The sequence below is a fragment of the Xylanibacter ruminicola genome (genome assembly GCF_900142525.1).
Taxonomy (GTDB): Bacteria; Bacteroidota; Bacteroidia; order Bacteroidales; family Bacteroidaceae; genus Prevotella; species Prevotella ruminicola_A.
Window position 1 is genome coordinate 98,537 of the sequence record NZ_FRBD01000014.1, and the last position, 17,762, is coordinate 116,298.

Genomic DNA, 17,762 nt, shown 5'->3' on the forward strand with positions numbered 1-17,762 from the left:
TTTTCTTATTTCTGTTTGCCGTATTTGCTGGGTGGAACACCGTATTTCTCTTTAAAGCATTTGTAGAAATACGTGGGCGATTGGAAGCCAACCTTATAGCTGATTTCGGTCACATTCAGGTCGCCTTCTATCAGCATTTCGGCTGCTTTCTTCAGGCGTTCTGTCTGTAGATAGGTGTTGGGCGACATGCCGGTAAACTCTTTCATCTTGCCATAGAACTTGGTGCGCCCCATCTTCAGCAGGGCAGCCAGCGTGTCTACGTTGAAGTCGGCATCACCCATGTGCTGGGCCACAATCGTTTCCATCTTTTCGCGGAAACGCTGGTCGGCCTCGTCGGTGATGATGGGTTGCGATGCAACCGTATCGTTGGTGGCGCCGTCTGCGCTCTTCATGCGGCTATACCATTTTATCAGCTGGGTTATGCGTAGTACCAGCAACTCAAAGTTGCAGGGCTTCACCATATAGTCGTCGGCTCCGGCCTTGTAGCCCCTCAGTAGCTGTTCGTCGCCATCCAGCGCGGTCAGCATGATGATGGGTATGTTTTTCGAAGCCTCGGCCGCACGCAGTTGGCGCACTATTTCAAAGCCGTTCACGTCGGGCAGCATCACGTCGCAGAGTATCATACTAGGCTGTTGCCCGGCTATATCGTTCAGCGCCTTCTGCCCCTCGGTATAGCTGATGGTGCGGAAGTAGCGGCCCACGCTCTCGCGAATCTGATCCAGCATGTCCGGATCGTCTTCGATAATGGCCACCGTATAGTTCTCGTTAAAGGCCACGGGTGCCAGCTCGCGTATGTTGGCTGGGGTATGCTCTGTGTGCGTAGCAGTGTTAACGGCCATTGTTCCGGCGTAGTCGTCGGCACTGTAAACATCGGCCGTAGCCGGAATGGTGATGGTGAAGCGCGAGCCACCCTCGGCCGAGATGCGCTCGTAGCTCAAATCGCCTTTGTGCAGCTTGGCCGATTGGTAGGCGGTGTATAGGCCGATGCCCATGCCGCCCTGCGATACATAGCCGTGCATAAAGGGCTGGTATAGCTGTGGCATCTGCTGCTCGCTGATGCCGGGGCCGCTGTCTTCTACTATCAGCAGTAGCTGCTGTTGCGCCTCGTCGAGTTTTGCTTTCAGGCTGATGCTGCCACCCTGTGGGGTATATTTGATGGCGTTGCTCAGCAGGTTATACAGTATAGTCTCAATCAGGTGCGGGTCGAAGGTCATGGTGTGCTGGTGGGCAAATGGGGTAAAGGTCAGTGTCTGATCCTTTCGTGCTGCCACCTCGCGGAATTCGTCGCAGGTGGTGCGGGCCAGCTTGATAATGTCGTCCTCAACCACGCCTAACCGCTGGTTACCGGTATTGATACGTCTGAACTCCATCAGCTGATTCACCAGCTTGGTTAGTCGGTGTGTACCTCGGCGCACCGTTTGTACGGCCGAACGCGACACCTGCTGCTCGTTGCCGCTCTGTGTCAGCTTGTCGGCAGCACCACTGATGATGGCCAGCGGCGTACGGAATTCGTGAGCAATATGGGTAAAGAAGTTCAGTCGGAAGGTAGTAAGCTCCTTCTCCACGCGTATCTGCTGGTCAAGCTCAAAGTTACGTCGCCAAGCCCGGTAGAAATACCAGAACAGCACGCCGATGATAAACAGATAGATAATCCATGCCCACCACGTGTTGTACCAAGGTTGACGTATCACGATGGTGAATACGCACTCCTCGCTCCACTGGTTGTTCTTGTTCAGCGAACTCAGGTGGAACTTGTATGTGCCCGGTGGCAATCCGTTGTAGCGGGCGGTGTTGTCGCTGGTCAGTTGTCGCCAATCGTTCTCGGCCCCTTCCAGATAGTAGCGGTATTGCGTAGAGGTGGTGCCGGCAAAGTCAAGGTTCGAGAATCCTAACTCTATCGAGTTCTGGTCGTGGCTTAGCACCAATCGCTTGTCCGATGTCGATATGTAGCGGTCGGCGCCGTTTATGCTCACCATGGTGATGATGGGGTTTCCTATCTTCTGGTCGCTATTCACGTTCAGCGCCTCTGGCTTCAGTATCATCATGCCGTAGGCCGTACCAAATAGCAGTCGGCCGTCGGGTAGTGTGGCGGCGCTGTTTTCCGAGTAGATGTTGCTCTCCAGTGTGCGCCCGAACTGATATGATATCACCTTCGTGTCTTTGCGTATGCAGGTTAGTCCGTTGTCGGTGCCGGCCCATATGTTGCCTTGTCGGTCGGCTATAATCGAGAATACATTGTTCGTAATCAGTCCGTCGTGGGTGGTATAGCCTTTCTCAACCGTAAATTTTCCGGCGTCGTAACGGCATCGCTGTAGTCCGCCTCCACGTCCGCCCACCCAGATGCTGCCGTCGGCAGTGGGTTGCAGGCAGGTAATCTCGTCAAAGGGAAACTCGTCGTTCTGGGTGTTGTGAATCTCGAAATCGTCATTGCTCAGTTGTTTCTTCCGCATGTCAATGTTGTACACGCCGTTGTTCGATGTTATCCAGAGTTGCTTGTTGGCATCGGCCCTGATACAGCGTATGCAGCTCTCGTTGTAGGTTCGCTTCATCAGCTGTTGGCTGTTGATGTTGCCCTCGTTGTCAAGTGTCACCACAAACAGTCCGTCGCCCCAGGTGCCTACCCATATACGCCCCAAGTCGTCCTCCAGAATGTCGTATATCTGACTGGATGGGAAGTCTATCGGTTTTCTGTCCAGATACAAGCCGCCGCCTCGCATACCCATCCACTCGTGGCCTTTGCTGTCTTTGTAGAAGGCATAGGCCGTCGAAGGCAGCGTTACCGGGGGTGCCAGCGATTTCCACGTGTTGGGTTGCAACTCATACAGATGGTTGTCCTTGGTACTCAGCAGCACTCTGTCGCCATTATAGTGCACCATCCTCACAAAGTTGCTCCAGTCGCCCTTGCGGTCGGGTTGCGGGTAGTAGTAGTCGGCGTTGGCATTGCCTTGCGGCTGTATGCAGGTAACTCCCGTCGACTCTTCGCTCAGCCAGATGCATCCGCTACGGTCTATCAGTATGTTGTTCAGATAGCTGTTGCCCACTATGGCCCAGGGGTCTGTGGCCGAATAGTGCTGCATCTTGTTCTGCTGTATGTCGTACACAAATAGTCCGTTGCCGTAGCTGGCTATATAGTAGCGTCCGTCGGTACCCTTGCGTATGTTGTAGCGTCGGCCGCGATCCACGGTCGATTGTATGCCTTTCATCAGGTCCAGCACCCGCATGTCGCCGTTGGCTGGAAACACGCACAGCACACCCGTGCTGTTGCTCACAAAGTAGTTGTCGTCGTTGGTCAGTCCTTCCATCACCGTACCTCCGGCTACGTGGTATTTCTCCGACGCTGTGGCGCTACCGTCTTCGGGCGATACGATAAAGGTGCGCCCGTAGGTCATAATTATCCACTTACCATGCCAGCAAAAGCTGGCCGTCACCGTGGGCACTTTCTGGCCGTCGTTAGCCGTAAACGGTGTTCGTCTCAGTTCCTTGCCGTTCATGTCGTAGGTCACTATCTCGTGGCTCTCCGTCAGCCCCAGCACCTTTTGTCCTATCTGTATGCCACGGCGAAAGTTGGTGCCTTGGCTTACGGTTCTCGAGTGGCCCTCCGTGTCTATGATGGTGAGTCCGCCGGTAGTAAAAGCCCATAGTCGGCCCTTGTTGTCCTCTATCGCGTCGCTCACGTGGTTCACGGGCAGTTTGTTGTTCTTCTTGTTGTAATCGGTGCATTGCAGCTGGCCCTCGGCGTTGCTCTTCACGCGTCGCACGCCGCTTTCGTCGTCAAACATCCACACCACGCCCTGCTTTCCGCGCGTATAGCGGCGATAGGTGCGGGTATAGTCTTGACGACCCGTAAAGTCGATAAAACGTCCTTCGCGCAGATCGTAGCAGCAGAACACGTAGGTCGATGTGCGCAGCCACAGGTGCCGCCCGTCAACATCCGGAAACACGTAGCCCACCACGCCCTGAATCTTGTCCTTTCCCGGACTCAGTTCGTAGATGTTGTAGAAGTGATAGCCGTCGTAGCGGCACAGTCCGTTGGCCGATGCCATCCAGATGTATCCGTCGGCATCCTGCGTCATATCAAATATCTGGTTACTGGGCAGTCCGTCAGCCGAACTGATGTGTCGGCTGTTAGTAAGCAGTCTGTCTTGTGCAGTCATCACGCTGCTCATACAGAGCAATGCTTGTATTAGGTACAATCGTAAGTTCATTATCGTTAGTTGTTATTGGGTGCAAAAATACTCAATATTTTCGAATTAGATGCATAGAAAACGTACAAATCTATTGATTTCCGAATAAAAATCGTGGTTTTGGGCTGCAAAAATGCCGTATCTTTGCCCCAAAAACTTAAAAAAGACAATGAAAAGACTAACACTAACCACTCTGCTCTTGCTGCTGGCTGCTCTCATCATCTGGGCCCAGCCGCGTTATAACATGCAGCAGCTTCATCGCGAAACCCTTAATCGTGGCGTTGTAGCCATCCGTAGCGGCCAGCAGGTCGTTGTCAGTTGGCGTTCGCTCTTGTCCGATAAGCCCCATCAGGCCTTCCATGTGTATCGCAATGGGCGCAAGCTCACGTCGAAGCCCCTCACCCATGGCGGCACCTTCTTCATCGACGAGTCGCCCTTGGCTACCAAGGCCGTCTACGAGGTGCGTGGTGGCGGGCTCAATGGTCAGTTCACCTTGCTGCCCGATGCCCCCTGCGGCTATCTGCCCGTCAAGCTGCAGCGCCCCGATGGCGGCGAAACGCCCGATGGGCGTAAGTATTTCTATTCGGCCAACGATGCCTCGGTGGCCGATGTAGATGGCGATGGTCAATACGAGATTCTGCTCAAGTGGGATCCCTCTAATGCCCACGACAACGCCCACGACGGCTATACCGGCCCCACCATCTTCGATTGCTATCGCCTCGACGGCACGTTGCTCTGGCGCATCGATATGGGCATCAATATCCGCAGCGGCGCCCACTACGTGCCTTTTATCTTCTACGATCTCGATGGCGACGGGCGTGCCGAGTTCATCGTGCGCACCTCCGACGGCACCCGCGATGGGGCAGGGCAGGTCATCGGCGATGCCACAGCCGACTACCGCCACCACCCATCACCTATCACCCAGAACCCCTCACCCGAACGCGAGTGGGGCAAATACAATCGTCCCGGCCGCCCCATGACCGGCCGCATCCTTACCGGCCGTGAGTATATCACCGTGTTCGATGGCCTTACCGGCCGTGCTCTCAACTCCAAACCCTATATCCCCGAGCGTGGCAATCTGAGCGATTGGGGCGACAACTATGCCAACCGTTCCGATCGCATGCTGGCTGCTGTGGGCTATCTCGATGGCGTTCATGCCTCGGCCGTGTTCTGTCGCGGCTATTACACCCGCACCGTCTTGGCGGCGTGGGATTGGGATGGCCGTGAGCTCCGTCAGCACTGGGTGTTCGATACCAACACCCCCGAGTGGGCCAGCTATGCCGGCCAGGGCAATCATAATCTGCGTGTGGCCGATGTAGATGGCGATGGTTGCGACGAGATTACCTATGGCTCCATGGCTGTCGACCACGATGGCCGCGGCCTCTATAACACCGGCATGGGCCATGGCGATGCCATCCACCTCATGGCTTTCTATCCCGATTCGCCCGAGCTGCAGGTGTGGGATTGCCACGAGAATCGTCGCGACGGCTCCGACTTCCGCAATGCCCGCACCGGCGAGGTCATCTTCCAGGTGCCCTCTAAGAGCGATGTAGGTCGCTGTATGGCCGCCGATATCGACCCCACCAATCCCGGTGTCGAGATGTGGAGCAGCGATAGCCACGGCATCCGCAATGTCAAGGGCCAGGTCATCTATTCCGCTCAGGATCCTGACGATCCTCAACATCAGCAGCATCTCAAGCTTGGTGGCCGCCCCCTCTCCGTCAATTTCGGCATCTGGTGGGATGGCGACCTGTTGCGCGAGCTGCTCGACCACGAAACCGTTTCCAAGTACGATTGGCTTAATCACACCATTGTCGATGTAGTAAAGTTCTCGGGTGTTGTGTTCAATAACGGCACCAAGTCCAATCCCTGCCTCTCGGCCGATATCCTGGGCGATTGGCGCGAGGAAGTCATGGCCCGCACCCCTGATAGCAGCGAGCTACGCATCTTCGTTTCGCCCATCCCCACCCAGCATCGCATCACCTGCCTCATGGAGGATATCCCTTACCGCCTCTCAACCGCCGCTCAGAATGTGGGCTACAACCAGCCCTCAGAGCCAGGCTTCTACCTCGGCGCCGAGATGTTTCGTTAATTTATAAATAGTCAAATTTAAGTAAAAAAACATTGAAATTCACGAAAATGTTTTCTTTTTTTAAAAAAAATGTGTACCTTTGTAGAGCAATTATTAACATCTAACCCAAAACAATTATGAAAAAGAATTTTTTCCATTGGATGTTTGCCGCCATCCTCATTTGCGGCGCAAGTGTGTTCACATCGTGTTCGTCGAACGACGATAACCCCACACAGCCCGACCTGAATGTGGCCGAAAAGATTATAGGTAAGTGGATGGTGGAAGAACTGGACGGTCAGACATGTCCTACCAACCTGAAAGCTGTCATCACATTCGTGTCGCCGACAAAAGCATACGGTAGTCTTTCTGATTACTATAGCGAATCATGGAACAACCATGCCTCAGCCGATGTCGTTATCAATGGCAATGATGTGACGCTCACTGCATTCGAAAATGAGCACATCAAACATGTAACGGTGGCTAACATTTCCTCAATTACAGCCAATGACATGATGTTGAAATCTGACTGGAAAGTCTTTGTTGATGGCGAGCAGGTTATCAATGAGGTATATGACAAGGAGCGTTATATCCGCATAACCGACGACTACGAAAACGACATCATTGGTACTTGGGAGGGCAAGGTAACCAGCAGCGAAGACGAACACACCGACGGCGAACTGCACCGCTGGGAGTACAAAGCCAACGGCACCTACGTATATTATAGCAAGGAGAACGACGAATGGAAGGCCGGTAACGATGTCATGGCAGACTATTTCGTTGATGGCATTCTGCTCTGCACCCGTTGGAAGAAGACCATCGACAGCAATGAACTGCGCGAATGGTGGGAGATTGAGAGCATCAAGGACGGTGTGATGAAGTGGAAGGCCCTGCGTATGCGTGAGGATGGCACCACTTATACCGCCACCTTCGAGATGACCAAGGTACAGTAATTTCCCTATCCGCCCGCAGACTGAGTGGCAGCAACTGAGAATGAAAGAAATAAAAACTCCCCTCATCCTGAGATGAGGGGAGTTTTCTCTGTTTCAGGCACTACCTGTTTCACCATTTCTCGGCTTTCTTGCCGCTTCGCTTCTCGAAGAACTACATGCCCATACATGATGTAGCACCCAGTGCAGTCAGTATCGCCGACGCCACAGATGCGATAATCTGCACGATAAATTTAATGGTTTCTTTCTTGGTCATGGTTGATTTTGAATTTTAATGGTTAATATTTCGGAGGTACCCCCGATTACTTAATCCCCCGGGGCGGTGGTGCGAGGTATGTCTGCGGTAGGAGTATTGATACGTGCCAGCATTTATTAGTGAATAGTGGATAGTGAATAGTGAAGTTTTTGCGGCCACACGTGGGAGTTTTTACGCTCACACGTGGGAGCCGATTCATTGTCAGCATTGTCATTGTCATTAAGGTCATAACGGCCTCGCCGGGGGTGGTGTCGGCTTCGCGGGGGAAGTAGATGGACATATTCTTCTTTTAGTAATCGTTTCGTTAATTTATATTAAAAAAGCGGGTAGAATAGATTCTTAATCCATAATATATATACATTATTTTGTACATTTGCGACTAAAAGATAAGCTTTGTTAATGTACGAGGCTTGCGCTGAAATCATAAAGCAACTGAAAATCAGAGTGATATGACGATGGCAGACAAAGACGGAATATCTCTGGGACACGACACAACGATGTGTGGTGACCCCAAGGTTTGGTTTCCAATGCGGGTGACTTATTCGCGTGAACTGAAGATTAAAGCCGAGTTGGATAGACTGATGATTGAGAACTTTATCCCGATGACAAATAAGCTAATGGATGCTGATACGGAGCATCCCCATCGTAAGTTGGTGCCGGCCATCAATAACCTCATTTTCGTGCACTCTACACAGGAGCGGATTAGTTATCTGAAGCAGAAGAACGAGGTGCTTGAGCCGTTGCGATACATACTTGACCAGACTACTCAAGAGGCTCACACCATTATGACAGTGAGGGATGGAGAAATGGAAAATTTTATGCGCGTGGCCTCTATGACTGATAACAGTGTGATATTCCTGGATGATGAGAGCGTTATAGGGAAGGAAGGCAAACATGTGCAGATTATTGGCGGCGTCTTCAAGGGCGTGAAAGGAGTGATACGCCGCGTGAAGCGTTGTAAGAGAGTCGTAGTAGAATTGAAAGGGATTGCTGGTGTTGCTATCGCCTTTGTCCCCGCCGTATTTCTGAGGGAAATAGAGAGAAGTGAACATTAATGTGAAATAATTATAAATAAGAAAACTAAATAAATGTATTACAATTAAAACTTAAGAACATAAAATGAAAAAAATCTTATTGTTTATATTTATTATGACTCTGACGTGCCAATATGCGAGCGCACAAACTTCAATGTCAGACGAACAAATCAAAGATTATGCAATTACGCTCAAGAACAAAGGATTGTCGAAAGAGCAGATATATATGGAACTTCTGAAAAAAGGAATTACAGAGGCTCAACTGAAGAGTCTCTATAGCAAATATGAAAATCAAAAAGAATCAGACAATTCATCGGATCATAAAAATATGTCGAAAGGCACGACATCTAGGATGCGTAGTGTCAATAGCGAACAGCGGGAAGAATTCAAGACCCATGTGGAAGATTTCTATACCAGTATGGACAAAATCAACACACATCGTAAAATATTTGGTCATGATGTCTTCAACAACAAGAACCTGACTTTCCAAAGTTCGATGAATCTGGCTACACCTCAGAATTATGTTCTGGGGCCTGGAGACGAGGTCAACGTGGACATTTGGGGTAATACCCAAGAGAGTATGACCCTGCCAATCTCACCCGACGGAACCATCGTTATTAACGATATCGGCGTCATCCATTTGGGGGGGCTTACTGTTAGTCAAGCTAAAGCCAAGCTCAAAAAGGAAATAGGGCCTCGCTTTCTGGATTCGAAAATAGAACTTACGCTAGGTCAGACGCGTACCATTACTGTCAACGTCATGGGTGAGGTAAAAGTTCCTGGAACATACACCGTATCTGCCTTCTCCACTGTATTCAACGCTTTATATATGGCAGGTGGACCTAACAACATTGGCACACTACGAAACATCAAGGTTTACCGCCGCGGACGTCTGCTATCCAATGTTGATGTTTACGAATTCCTGCTAAACGGAAAGCTTAGCGGCGATGTCCGTCTGCAAGACAATGATATTATCACAGTCAGCCCATACGAGGCATTGGTTTGTATTACTGGCAAAGTGAAACGTCCGATGTACTATGAGATGAAGAAAAACGAAAGTGCTTTGACGCTACTTAACTATGCTGGCGGATTTACTGGAGCAGCCCATACAAGAGCTATCAGTGTATTTCGCAAGACCGAGCCAAAGCTCTCCGTTTTCAGTGTTGGAGAATTTGATTACAGCAGCTTCCACCTCATGGACGAAGATAGTGTCTGCGTAGATGCTACTTTGAACCGTTATCAGAACATGGTGGAAATCAAGGGAGCTGTTTTCCGCCCAGGTAAGTATCAAGTTGGTGGTGACATTACAACAGTGAAAGCCCTTATACAAGCGGCCGATGGACTCAAGGAAGACGCGATTTCCACCCATGGTGTGTTATATCGCATGAAACCTGACCGCACATTGGAGGCTCTCAGTGTAGATCTTGGCAACATTATTAATGGCACAGTCCCCGATCCCCCTCTCCAAAATGAAGATGTACTATACGTTGCAAGCAACGAAACGCTCAATATGAAGAAAATCGTTACCATCAAAGGTGAGATAACCAACCCTGGTGAGTATCCATACGCTGAGAGCGAGACCATCGAAGACCTCATCTTGCGGGCAGGTGGTCTCACAGATGCCGCTTCACTTAGCAAAGTTGACATTTCGCGTCGTATTGCGAACCCTTACGCTAAAGAAGACGCTGACAGCATCAGCCAAATGTTCAGTTTCAATATCAATCCCGACTTTACTATAAACGAGCAGGAAAAATTCAGGCTGCTACCATATGACGAGATTTATGTGAGACGTAGCCCGGCTTTCAATACTCTGCAAAATGTTATCGTAGAAGGTGAGGTGATTTTTGAAGGTAACTATGCTCTGAAGAACAAGACCCAGCGCTTGAGTGAGATTATCAAGGCTGCAGGTGGACTTACGAAGGAGGCATACGTAGAAGGCACGAAACTTCTCCGTCAAATGACTGACGAGGAGCGTGCTGTCACGGAGACATTGTTACGTGTCGCTTCCCGAAATGCAGGTAACGGCAAGGATTCCATTGACGTCAAGAAAATTATGGCCAACAACAATTACCCCTTAGCTATCGAACTGAGCAAAGCACTTGAACACCCTGGCACCGACGACGACCCCATCCTGCGCGAAGGCGACCGCATTATTGTTCCACGAAAGACGAGCAATGTCACGATTAACGGTGAAGTTCTCTATCCTAATGCCATCCGTTTCAAGGAAGGAAAGAAAGCCAAGTACTATATAGAACAGGCAGGTGGTTATACTTCTTCGGCCAAGAAATCAAAGGCAATCATTATCTACATGAACGGAATGGTTGCTAAGGCCAACTCAAAAAACATGCCAGCACCAGGCTGTCAGATTGTTATTCCCTCCAAAAAACAAAAAAACGGCTTAGCCCTCCAACAGTGGCTCAGCGTTGGCACCACTGCCGCTTCCCTTGGAACAATGGCCGCCTCTATTGCTAACCTGCTGAAATGATGACATAAGAAAAAGATAATATGGAAGATAATAAGAATAAAATAATAGAAAGAGTGGACTGGAATGCTGTACTAAAGGAAATATGGGGTAGACGCAAGTTATTTTACAAGACATTGCCATTAGCCTTTATATTATCTAGTATATTTATATTCAGTATACCTAAATACTACCATTCTGAAGTAAAATTAGCTCCTGAACTTGAGAGTTCTTCTAAAACCGGTGGATCTTTAGGGACACTAGCATCCTCGTTTGGCATTGATCTTAGTCGCATGCAAACTAACGATGCCATTACGCCTTTATTATACCCGGACTTAATGGAAGATAATAGCTTCGTATATAGTCTGTTGAATGTCAAAGTCTACAATCAGGATAATAACATAAATACTACCTACTATGACTACCTGAAGAACTATCAAAAATTAGCTTGGTGGGAATATCCTATCGACTGGCTGTCAAGATTAATACAAGAACATGAAGATAAATTTGGCCAAGATGGTTACGACCCTAACAACATAACCAAGGAAGAGGATGATATATATGAAATGGCACGTCATGACATCAATATTTCCGTTGATAAGAAAACAAGAGTAATCACCATTAGGGCCACATCTCAAGATCCAGTGATTTGTAAGACTCTTGGAGATTCCATAAAAGACAAACTACAGGTGTTTATTACCCAATACCGTACTAACAAGGCCCGAATTGATTGTGAATATTATCAAAAGCTAACAGACAGTGCAAGAATTGATTTTGAAAAACAACGCCATAAATACGCCCATATGGCTGATGCGAGCACCCATGTTACCCTTCAAAGTGTAACACAAAGATTACAGGACATTGCCAACGACACACAGGAAAAATATAATACTTACACAAAACTCAACACCCAGTTGCAGGCAGCCAAGGCCAAGGTACAGGAATGTACTCCAGCTTTCACCATCTTGAAAGCAGCTTCTGTGCCTGTAAAGCCAACAGGTCCAAGGCGTGTAAGATTTGTTTTCATAGTAGTGTTGCTTGCCGCTATATGTACCAGTGGATATATTATGTGGGAAATCATTAAGACTGACAGGAAATAACAGATCCAGTTATGGCCACAGCTGCAGACAATATTTTGTTAGCCTTCTATACATTACTTTGGCTAATCTCATTTATATTGTACCACTACAAAAACCGACACATAGACGGTGGTAGTGCCGTTATGGCCAGTTATATTGTTTACTGTTTTTTTTCATTTATCACTTTAAACGATGATTTCTTCGATATCACATACGAACATCTTCGCCTGTTCCCTTTTATCTATCTGTATGTGATGATGATGTTAGCTCTATTACCTGCAATCAAGTTACATTGCAGTCCTGTTACAGAAATAGAAGATCCTCACTCAAAGGCGTTGCTAATCCCATGTTTTGTTGTCATCCTATGCATTTTTGCGCAGATACCCTCTGTTTTGTCAAATTTCAACAGTGGTTTTATCAGTCTACTAACTGATAGCGATGCTGGAAAAGAAGCTTATCTGGAGGCATTAGGAGATGCCGAAAGCGCGGGAAGCGAAATCAGTAACCTACCAGCTGTATTATATAACATTTTAATTGACTGCTCAGTATTTATTTTCTTTTTTTTCCTCACACGAAAAGATAAAAACGTCTTTTTTCTCGTCCTTCTGTTTCTCGCCATTATCATCGGAATGATAATACCAGTCATGGACGGACGGCGAGGGTCGGTTATCAAATGTGGCTTAACGATTATAGCGGGCTATATGCTCTTCCGCAAATTCATCTCTAAACGAATTGATCGCATCATACAAATTGCTGGCATTACGTTAACCGCCATAGTGGCTATACCCATTATAGCGATAACCATCAGCCGATTCAGCGACAGAAAAGATAGTCCCGAAACAAGCGGTTATGTATATTGGTACATAGGCCAAGCCAACATCTATTTCAATAACTATGCCCTTGATGCCGGTGGCACAAGAAATGGCGACCGCACCATCAATTTGGCGAAAAGGCTTCTGTCGTCCGACACACCGAAAAACTATACGGAAAGACGTGAAAAATACAGTAATTTAAATGTTGACGACATCGTTTTTACAACATTTGTAGGCGATTTTGCCATTGACTTCAGCCCTTTGGGTGCCTTTATTATCTTCGTTGCGTTCAACGTGTGGGCTATACTCCAAATACGACCGTGTGATGGCACCATCAAACTACATCAGCTACTTCTTGTTTATTTTGCCTTATGCGTCAGTCTTCAGGGAGGAATGACACTCTTCATGTATTCAGACACTGGCAACCTAACCATTGGCGCAATAATTATACTATATATTTGGCTTAGATACCATGAGGCCTTACTTAAAAAATTCCCCAAAGTCTAAACGCATCGCATCGAATAGCTTAATGCTGTTTGCAAGGATGATGGTTATCACAGCCATCAACCTATATGCTGTACGCCTGCTATTACGAAACCTGGGGCAAGAAGATTATGGTACTTTCAATGCCGTTGCAGGTGTCGTACTGGCCAGTACCTTCATTACAACCACACTGGCAGTCAGTATTCAGCGTTTCTACTCATATACGCTGGGAAAAGGAGAAAGCAACCAGCTTTCAACTATCTTTTCAGCTAGCATGAATATCATCTTGGTATTGTCTATAGCACTGCTTTTTATCTTTGAAACTATTGGCCTTTGGTTTGTCAACAACCAATTATCAATACCACCAGAACGTCTTGTCGCTGCCAATTGGATATTTCATTTCTCGCTAATCACATTATGGTTTGGCTTACTGCAGCTGCCCTTTACTGCAGCTATCTTTGCACAAGAGGAGATGGGAGTGTTCGCTCTCATTTCCCTGACCGAATGCGTGCTACGTCTCGGCGTGATATTTTTTATCGGCATCACCGCTACGGACGGCTTGATTTTCTATAGTATTGGGCTTAGTGCCGTAGCTGTGATTATATTCTTGCTCTATGCATTTATTGCTCGTCACCGCTACCCGGAATACAGATATTGCAGGAAAATACCCAAAGAAACCTATCGTTCACTGCTGGCCTTTTCCGGATGGACTATGTATAGTGCTTTGGCCGCTGTAGGTATAACGCAAGGCATTACTATCTTGCTCTATATGTTTTTTGGCCCGTTAGCCACGGCAGCATACGCTATTGCGCAACAAGTGTTACACGCATTCGCAGCGCTAAGTAACAGTATTGTTGTTGCCTTCCGCCCCGCGATGGTGAAATCTTTTGCAGAGAAAGACTACACTTCGCTCAACAAGATGTTCAGTGCCAACAATAAATTCATACTCTATCTACTCCTGATGGTTGCAATACCCATTATATTGGAATTGCGCACCATTCTCGATTGGTGGCTGGGCCCTGTTTCAGAAGAAGCCATCATCTATACCCGACTTATCATCATATATATGCTGTGCTTCTCCATGCATAACCCTGTAACAACTATTATCCAGTCAACTGGACAACTTAAGTATTATAGTTTTTTTGTTGACAGTATAGTCATTTTATGTCTTCCTGCCACATGGCTAGCCTTCCACCTTGGAGCATCATCCGAAATAAGCATTATACTAATGATAGTGATGTGTATGATAGCTCATCTTGTCAGACTTGTCATTCTACGACGTCAATATCCCTCATTTAGCTATGCCACTTATATTTCGGGAATCATTCTGAGGGGGCTATTCGTAGCTGTATGCACCTTCTTTGTTGTCTACCTTGTTCACCAAGCATTACATCCAGGCATTGTAAGGCTAATCGCTGTTTTTGCATCTTCATGCATTACAACACTCCTTACAGTCTATTTCTTAGCACTTTCTGCCAAAGAACAACAAACGCTAAGCCATTTCTTAAAGCAACGAATGAATAAATTTTCAGAAAGCTAATATGTCAAGAATTATCAACTACTTCTTTATCAGAATATATACACTGTTCTTACGTCCACGTTTTGCCCATTTGGGGAAGGGTACTCATATAGGATGGAAGGCTCTGAGACTGAAAGGTCTTCAGTATATATCAGTAGGCGACAAAACATTCATTGCTTCAGGTGCACAACTTACAGCCTGGGACAGCCATAACGGCAACAGGTATAACCCATCTATCACCATTGGTAACTGTTGTGCTATACGTGAAAACTGTCATATTACTGCTATTAATTGCATTGCCATTGGCAATCATCTCCTAACAGGCACCAATGTGCTTATTACCGACAATAGCCATGGACAGAGCATTCGCGAACACATGAGTATGCCTTTCACAGAGCGCCCACTGTATAGCAAAGGACCTGTTGCTATCGGCAATAATGTATGGCTGGGAAACAACGTCTGCGTCATGCCAGGAGTAACCATCGGAGACGGAGCCATTATCGGAGCCAATAGCGTTGTTACCCATAATATTCCTGCATATGCTGTAGCAGCCGGCATACCTGCGAAAGTAATCAAGCAATTATAGTATTATTAAAGAAATGAAACCAAGAATTATAGGATTGTATTTGCCTCAATACCATCCCATCCCCGAAAACGACGAGTGGTGGGGAAAGGGGTTTACAGAGTGGAATAATGTGGTGAAAGCAAAGCCACTGTTCCGCGGGCATTACCAGCCGCATTTGCCAGCCGATCTGGGCTTTTATGACCTGCGACTGCCAGAGGTGCGCGAGCAACAGGCAGAATTAGCGCGTGAGGCAGGATTAGAGGGATTTTGCTACTACCATTACTGGTTTGGCAACGGCAAACAATTACTACAACGCCCGTTCGAAGAAGTGCTGGCCAGTGGCAAGCCTGACTTCCCCTTCTGTCTCTGCTGGGCCAATCATGACTGGACTAGCAAGACCTGGGAGAAAGGCAGCAGTTTGCGCCGCGACACCATGATTATGAAAATGGAATACTCGCGTGAAGATTACGTTCGACACTTCAACTATCTGCTCCCAGCTTTCCGCAATCCGCGCTACATTAAGGTTGACGGCAAGCCACTTTTTGCCGTATGGGCCCCCAGGAATATCCCAGATGGCAAGGAGTTTATCGACCTATGGCAGAAAATGGCACAAGAGAATGGTCTTAAAGGAATACACTTCGTGGGGCAGACCGACAACACGGGTAAGGCACTCTCTGGAAAAAAAGCCAACTATTACTCTGCCGACATGGCAAAGGATTATTATAAGTCAGTGCTTGACTTGGGGTTCGATGCTGTTATGTCACAAGGTTATCGCAGGGCCGTTGCCTTGGCACAGGGTAGAGCAAAGATGACGCTGAAATTGCTGTCGTTCAATTCCTTCATGCCAACGTACTCAAAAATAGACTATGGTCGCCTGATGGAAAACTACTATGTAGAGGAAGACCGCTGGGAAAATGTCTACCCCACGCTGTTGCCTCAGTGGGACCGTACGCCAAGGGCAGGTTCAAAGACGGAGATCGTCACGAGTAGTTCTCCCGATAAATTTCAGCACTACACAGAACAGGCCATCCAGATTATTGCTAACAAGCAGCCTGAACACCAAATCCTATTCCTAAAGTCATGGAACGAATGGGGCGAAGGTAACTATGTGGAACCTGACCAGAAATTTGGACATGGCTGGCTTCAGGCCATTAGGAATGCCATGATGAAATACAAGTAATTCAAACATTTATTCAAAAAAGAATGAAGAAAGTTGCATTTCTTAGTAACTTCGGTTCTGGCAAAGAAGTAACAGGAGGCCAGATAGGCCGCGCGCTGATGGTGGGCGATATTCTTGAAAGGAATTACGGAAAACAGGAAGTGACGCTGAAGAACACATACGGAGGTTGGATCAACATCTTCAAGCTTCCTTTCGTGATAAGTAACCTGTTGCTCAACCACAAAAACGTGGCTGTAATGCCATCACGCAAGGGAATATGGATGGTCATACCGCTTACTGCCATGTTCAACCTTATTTTCCACCGCAGGATTCACTATACCGTAGTAGGTGGTTGGCTGCCTGCCTTCAGCAAAAGGCACCGGCTCTTCCGAAAATTATTTGGGAGATTCCATTTGCTCTATATGGAGACAGATGGCATGGAAAGAGACATGAAAGAGTTGGGCGTAAAAAATGCAGTGACGATGTACAACTGTAAGAGCACTACCATCGTAGATGAGAAAAAGATGTATAACAACACTAATGCCCCATTCCCAGTATGTGTCTTCACCCGAATAACAAAACTGAAAGGAATAGCAGAGGCTGTAGAGGCAGTGAATGCATGTAACAAGAAAGCAGGTAAGACGCTTTTCACGCTCGACCTCTACGGTAAGGTGCAACAGGAGGAATGGTTTACTAAATTGATGGAGAATCAGCCTAATGAGATACAATACAAGGGGTTGGTGGATTTCGATAAGTGTACGCCAGTACTCAAAAACTACTTCGCTATGATTTTCCCCACGTACTATGACGGGGAAGGATTTCCCCAGACGCTCATAGATGCGATGGCAGCCGGACTACCGGTCGTAGCAACTAATTGGAACTCGAATGGTGAGGTGGTAGAAGAAGGAAAGACCGGATTCTTGGTGGAGCCACGATCAGCCAGTGCCATCAGTGAAAAACTGCTGGAACTGGCAAATGCCCCGGAAAGGGTGAACGCCATGAGAGGGGCTTGCAGAAGAAAGGCTATGGACTTTCAGCCTGACAAGGCGATGAAACTCTTATTAGACAATCTGTTATAAAGATGTCTATTTTCTGTTATTTAGAGACCTTGAGGCATCTGCGGTTGACGCAGATGACCCACCAGCTAAAACACCGGCTCTACAGGCCTGCGCTCCGCGTCGCGTCCCCTCCT

The 17,762-nt window shown here is 47.8% G+C and carries 12 protein-coding genes; 10 read left to right on the forward strand and 2 right to left on the reverse strand.

Going from position 1 to position 17,762, the window contains the following annotated elements; translation table 11 throughout:
• Positions 1–5: 5 nt before the first annotated feature.
• The gene (locus BUB86_RS10150; protein WP_073209055.1) at positions 6–4,205 is read right to left on the reverse strand and encodes a hybrid sensor histidine kinase/response regulator transcription factor; all 4,200 of its coding nucleotides are present in this window, start codon (positions 4,203–4,205) and stop codon (positions 6–8) included.
• Between the two features lie 148 nt (positions 4,206–4,353).
• Here BUB86_RS10150 and BUB86_RS10155 point away from each other — a divergent pair, with 148 nt between their 5' ends.
• Both BUB86_RS10155 and BUB86_RS10160 read left to right on the forward strand, forming a co-directional pair.
• Positions 4,354–6,276: a rhamnogalacturonan lyase gene (locus tag BUB86_RS10155; RefSeq protein WP_073209057.1), complete on the forward strand. Its 1,923-nt coding sequence runs from the start codon at positions 4,354–4,356 to the stop codon at positions 6,274–6,276.
• Positions 6,277–6,392: 116 nt separating this feature from the next.
• Positions 6,393–7,205, forward strand: coding sequence for a hypothetical protein (locus BUB86_RS10160; protein WP_073209059.1), 813 nt, complete (start codon positions 6,393–6,395; stop codon positions 7,203–7,205).
• Positions 7,206–7,356: 151 nt separating this feature from the next.
• Here BUB86_RS10160 and BUB86_RS17660 read toward each other — a convergent pair whose 3' ends face one another.
• Complete coding sequence (locus tag BUB86_RS17660; RefSeq protein ID WP_175549477.1) at positions 7,357–7,458, reverse strand: smalltalk protein; 102 nt, start codon at positions 7,456–7,458, stop codon at positions 7,357–7,359.
• A 455-nt stretch (positions 7,459–7,913) separates the two neighbouring features.
• Here BUB86_RS17660 and BUB86_RS10165 point away from each other — a divergent pair, with 455 nt between their 5' ends.
• The 8 genes from BUB86_RS10165 to BUB86_RS10200 all read left to right on the forward strand — a co-directional run bounded on the left by BUB86_RS10165 (position 7,914) and on the right by BUB86_RS10200 (position 17,649).
• Positions 7,914–8,513: a UpxY family transcription antiterminator gene (locus BUB86_RS10165; protein WP_175549478.1), complete on the forward strand. Its 600-nt coding sequence runs from the start codon at positions 7,914–7,916 to the stop codon at positions 8,511–8,513.
• Positions 8,514–8,646: 133 nt separating this feature from the next.
• On the forward strand, positions 8,647–10,977 hold the full coding sequence (locus BUB86_RS10170; protein WP_081373200.1) for an SLBB domain-containing protein: 2,331 nt from the start codon (positions 8,647–8,649) through the stop codon (positions 10,975–10,977).
• 20 nt (positions 10,978–10,997) lie between these two features.
• Entirely contained in the window at positions 10,998–12,053 is a 1,056-nt protein-coding gene (locus tag BUB86_RS10175) for a hypothetical protein (RefSeq protein WP_073209064.1), read from the forward strand.
• An 11-nt stretch (positions 12,054–12,064) separates the two neighbouring features.
• Positions 12,065–13,351 (forward strand): O-antigen polymerase, encoded by a 1,287-nt coding sequence (locus tag BUB86_RS10180; RefSeq protein WP_073209066.1) that lies wholly within the window; start codon positions 12,065–12,067, stop codon positions 13,349–13,351.
• A gap of 37 nt (positions 13,352–13,388) precedes the next feature.
• On the forward strand, positions 13,389–14,867 hold the full coding sequence (locus BUB86_RS10185; protein WP_081373201.1) for an oligosaccharide flippase family protein: 1,479 nt from the start codon (positions 13,389–13,391) through the stop codon (positions 14,865–14,867).
• A gap of 1 nt (position 14,868) precedes the next feature.
• Positions 14,869–15,432, forward strand: coding sequence for an acyltransferase (locus tag BUB86_RS10190; protein ID WP_073209071.1), 564 nt, complete (start codon positions 14,869–14,871; stop codon positions 15,430–15,432).
• Between the two features lie 13 nt (positions 15,433–15,445).
• Entirely contained in the window at positions 15,446–16,591 is a 1,146-nt protein-coding gene (locus BUB86_RS10195; protein WP_073209073.1) for a glycoside hydrolase family 99-like domain-containing protein, read from the forward strand.
• A 23-nt stretch (positions 16,592–16,614) separates the two neighbouring features.
• Positions 16,615–17,649, forward strand: a complete 1,035-nt coding sequence (locus BUB86_RS10200; protein WP_073209075.1) for a glycosyltransferase — start codon at positions 16,615–16,617, stop codon at positions 17,647–17,649.
• Positions 17,650–17,762: the final 113 nt, after the last annotated feature.

What these genes read in the sequence shown, in the direction of transcription:
- BUB86_RS10160 (WP_073209059.1), top strand. Translation starts at nt 6,393, where the DNA reads ATGAAAAAGAATTTTTTCCATTGGATGTTTGCCGCCATCCTCATTTGC.
- BUB86_RS10190 (WP_073209071.1), top strand. Translation starts at nt 14,869, where the DNA reads ATGTCAAGAATTATCAACTACTTCTTTATCAGAATATATACACTGTTC.
- BUB86_RS10150 (WP_073209055.1), bottom strand. Translation starts at nt 4,205, where the DNA reads ATGAACTTACGATTGTACCTAATACAAGCATTGCTCTGTATGAGCAGC.
- BUB86_RS10180 (WP_073209066.1), top strand. Translation starts at nt 12,065, where the DNA reads ATGGCCACAGCTGCAGACAATATTTTGTTAGCCTTCTATACATTACTT.
- BUB86_RS10195 (WP_073209073.1), top strand. Translation starts at nt 15,446, where the DNA reads ATGAAACCAAGAATTATAGGATTGTATTTGCCTCAATACCATCCCATC.
- BUB86_RS10155 (WP_073209057.1), top strand. Translation starts at nt 4,354, where the DNA reads ATGAAAAGACTAACACTAACCACTCTGCTCTTGCTGCTGGCTGCTCTC.
- BUB86_RS10165 (WP_175549478.1), top strand. Translation starts at nt 7,914, where the DNA reads ATGGCAGACAAAGACGGAATATCTCTGGGACACGACACAACGATGTGT.
- BUB86_RS17660 (WP_175549477.1), bottom strand. Translation starts at nt 7,458, where the DNA reads ATGACCAAGAAAGAAACCATTAAATTTATCGTGCAGATTATCGCATCT.
- BUB86_RS10170 (WP_081373200.1), top strand. Translation starts at nt 8,647, where the DNA reads ATGTCAGACGAACAAATCAAAGATTATGCAATTACGCTCAAGAACAAA.
- BUB86_RS10200 (WP_073209075.1), top strand. Translation starts at nt 16,615, where the DNA reads ATGAAGAAAGTTGCATTTCTTAGTAACTTCGGTTCTGGCAAAGAAGTA.
- BUB86_RS10175 (WP_073209064.1), top strand. Translation starts at nt 10,998, where the DNA reads ATGGAAGATAATAAGAATAAAATAATAGAAAGAGTGGACTGGAATGCT.
- BUB86_RS10185 (WP_081373201.1), top strand. Translation starts at nt 13,389, where the DNA reads ATGATGGTTATCACAGCCATCAACCTATATGCTGTACGCCTGCTATTA.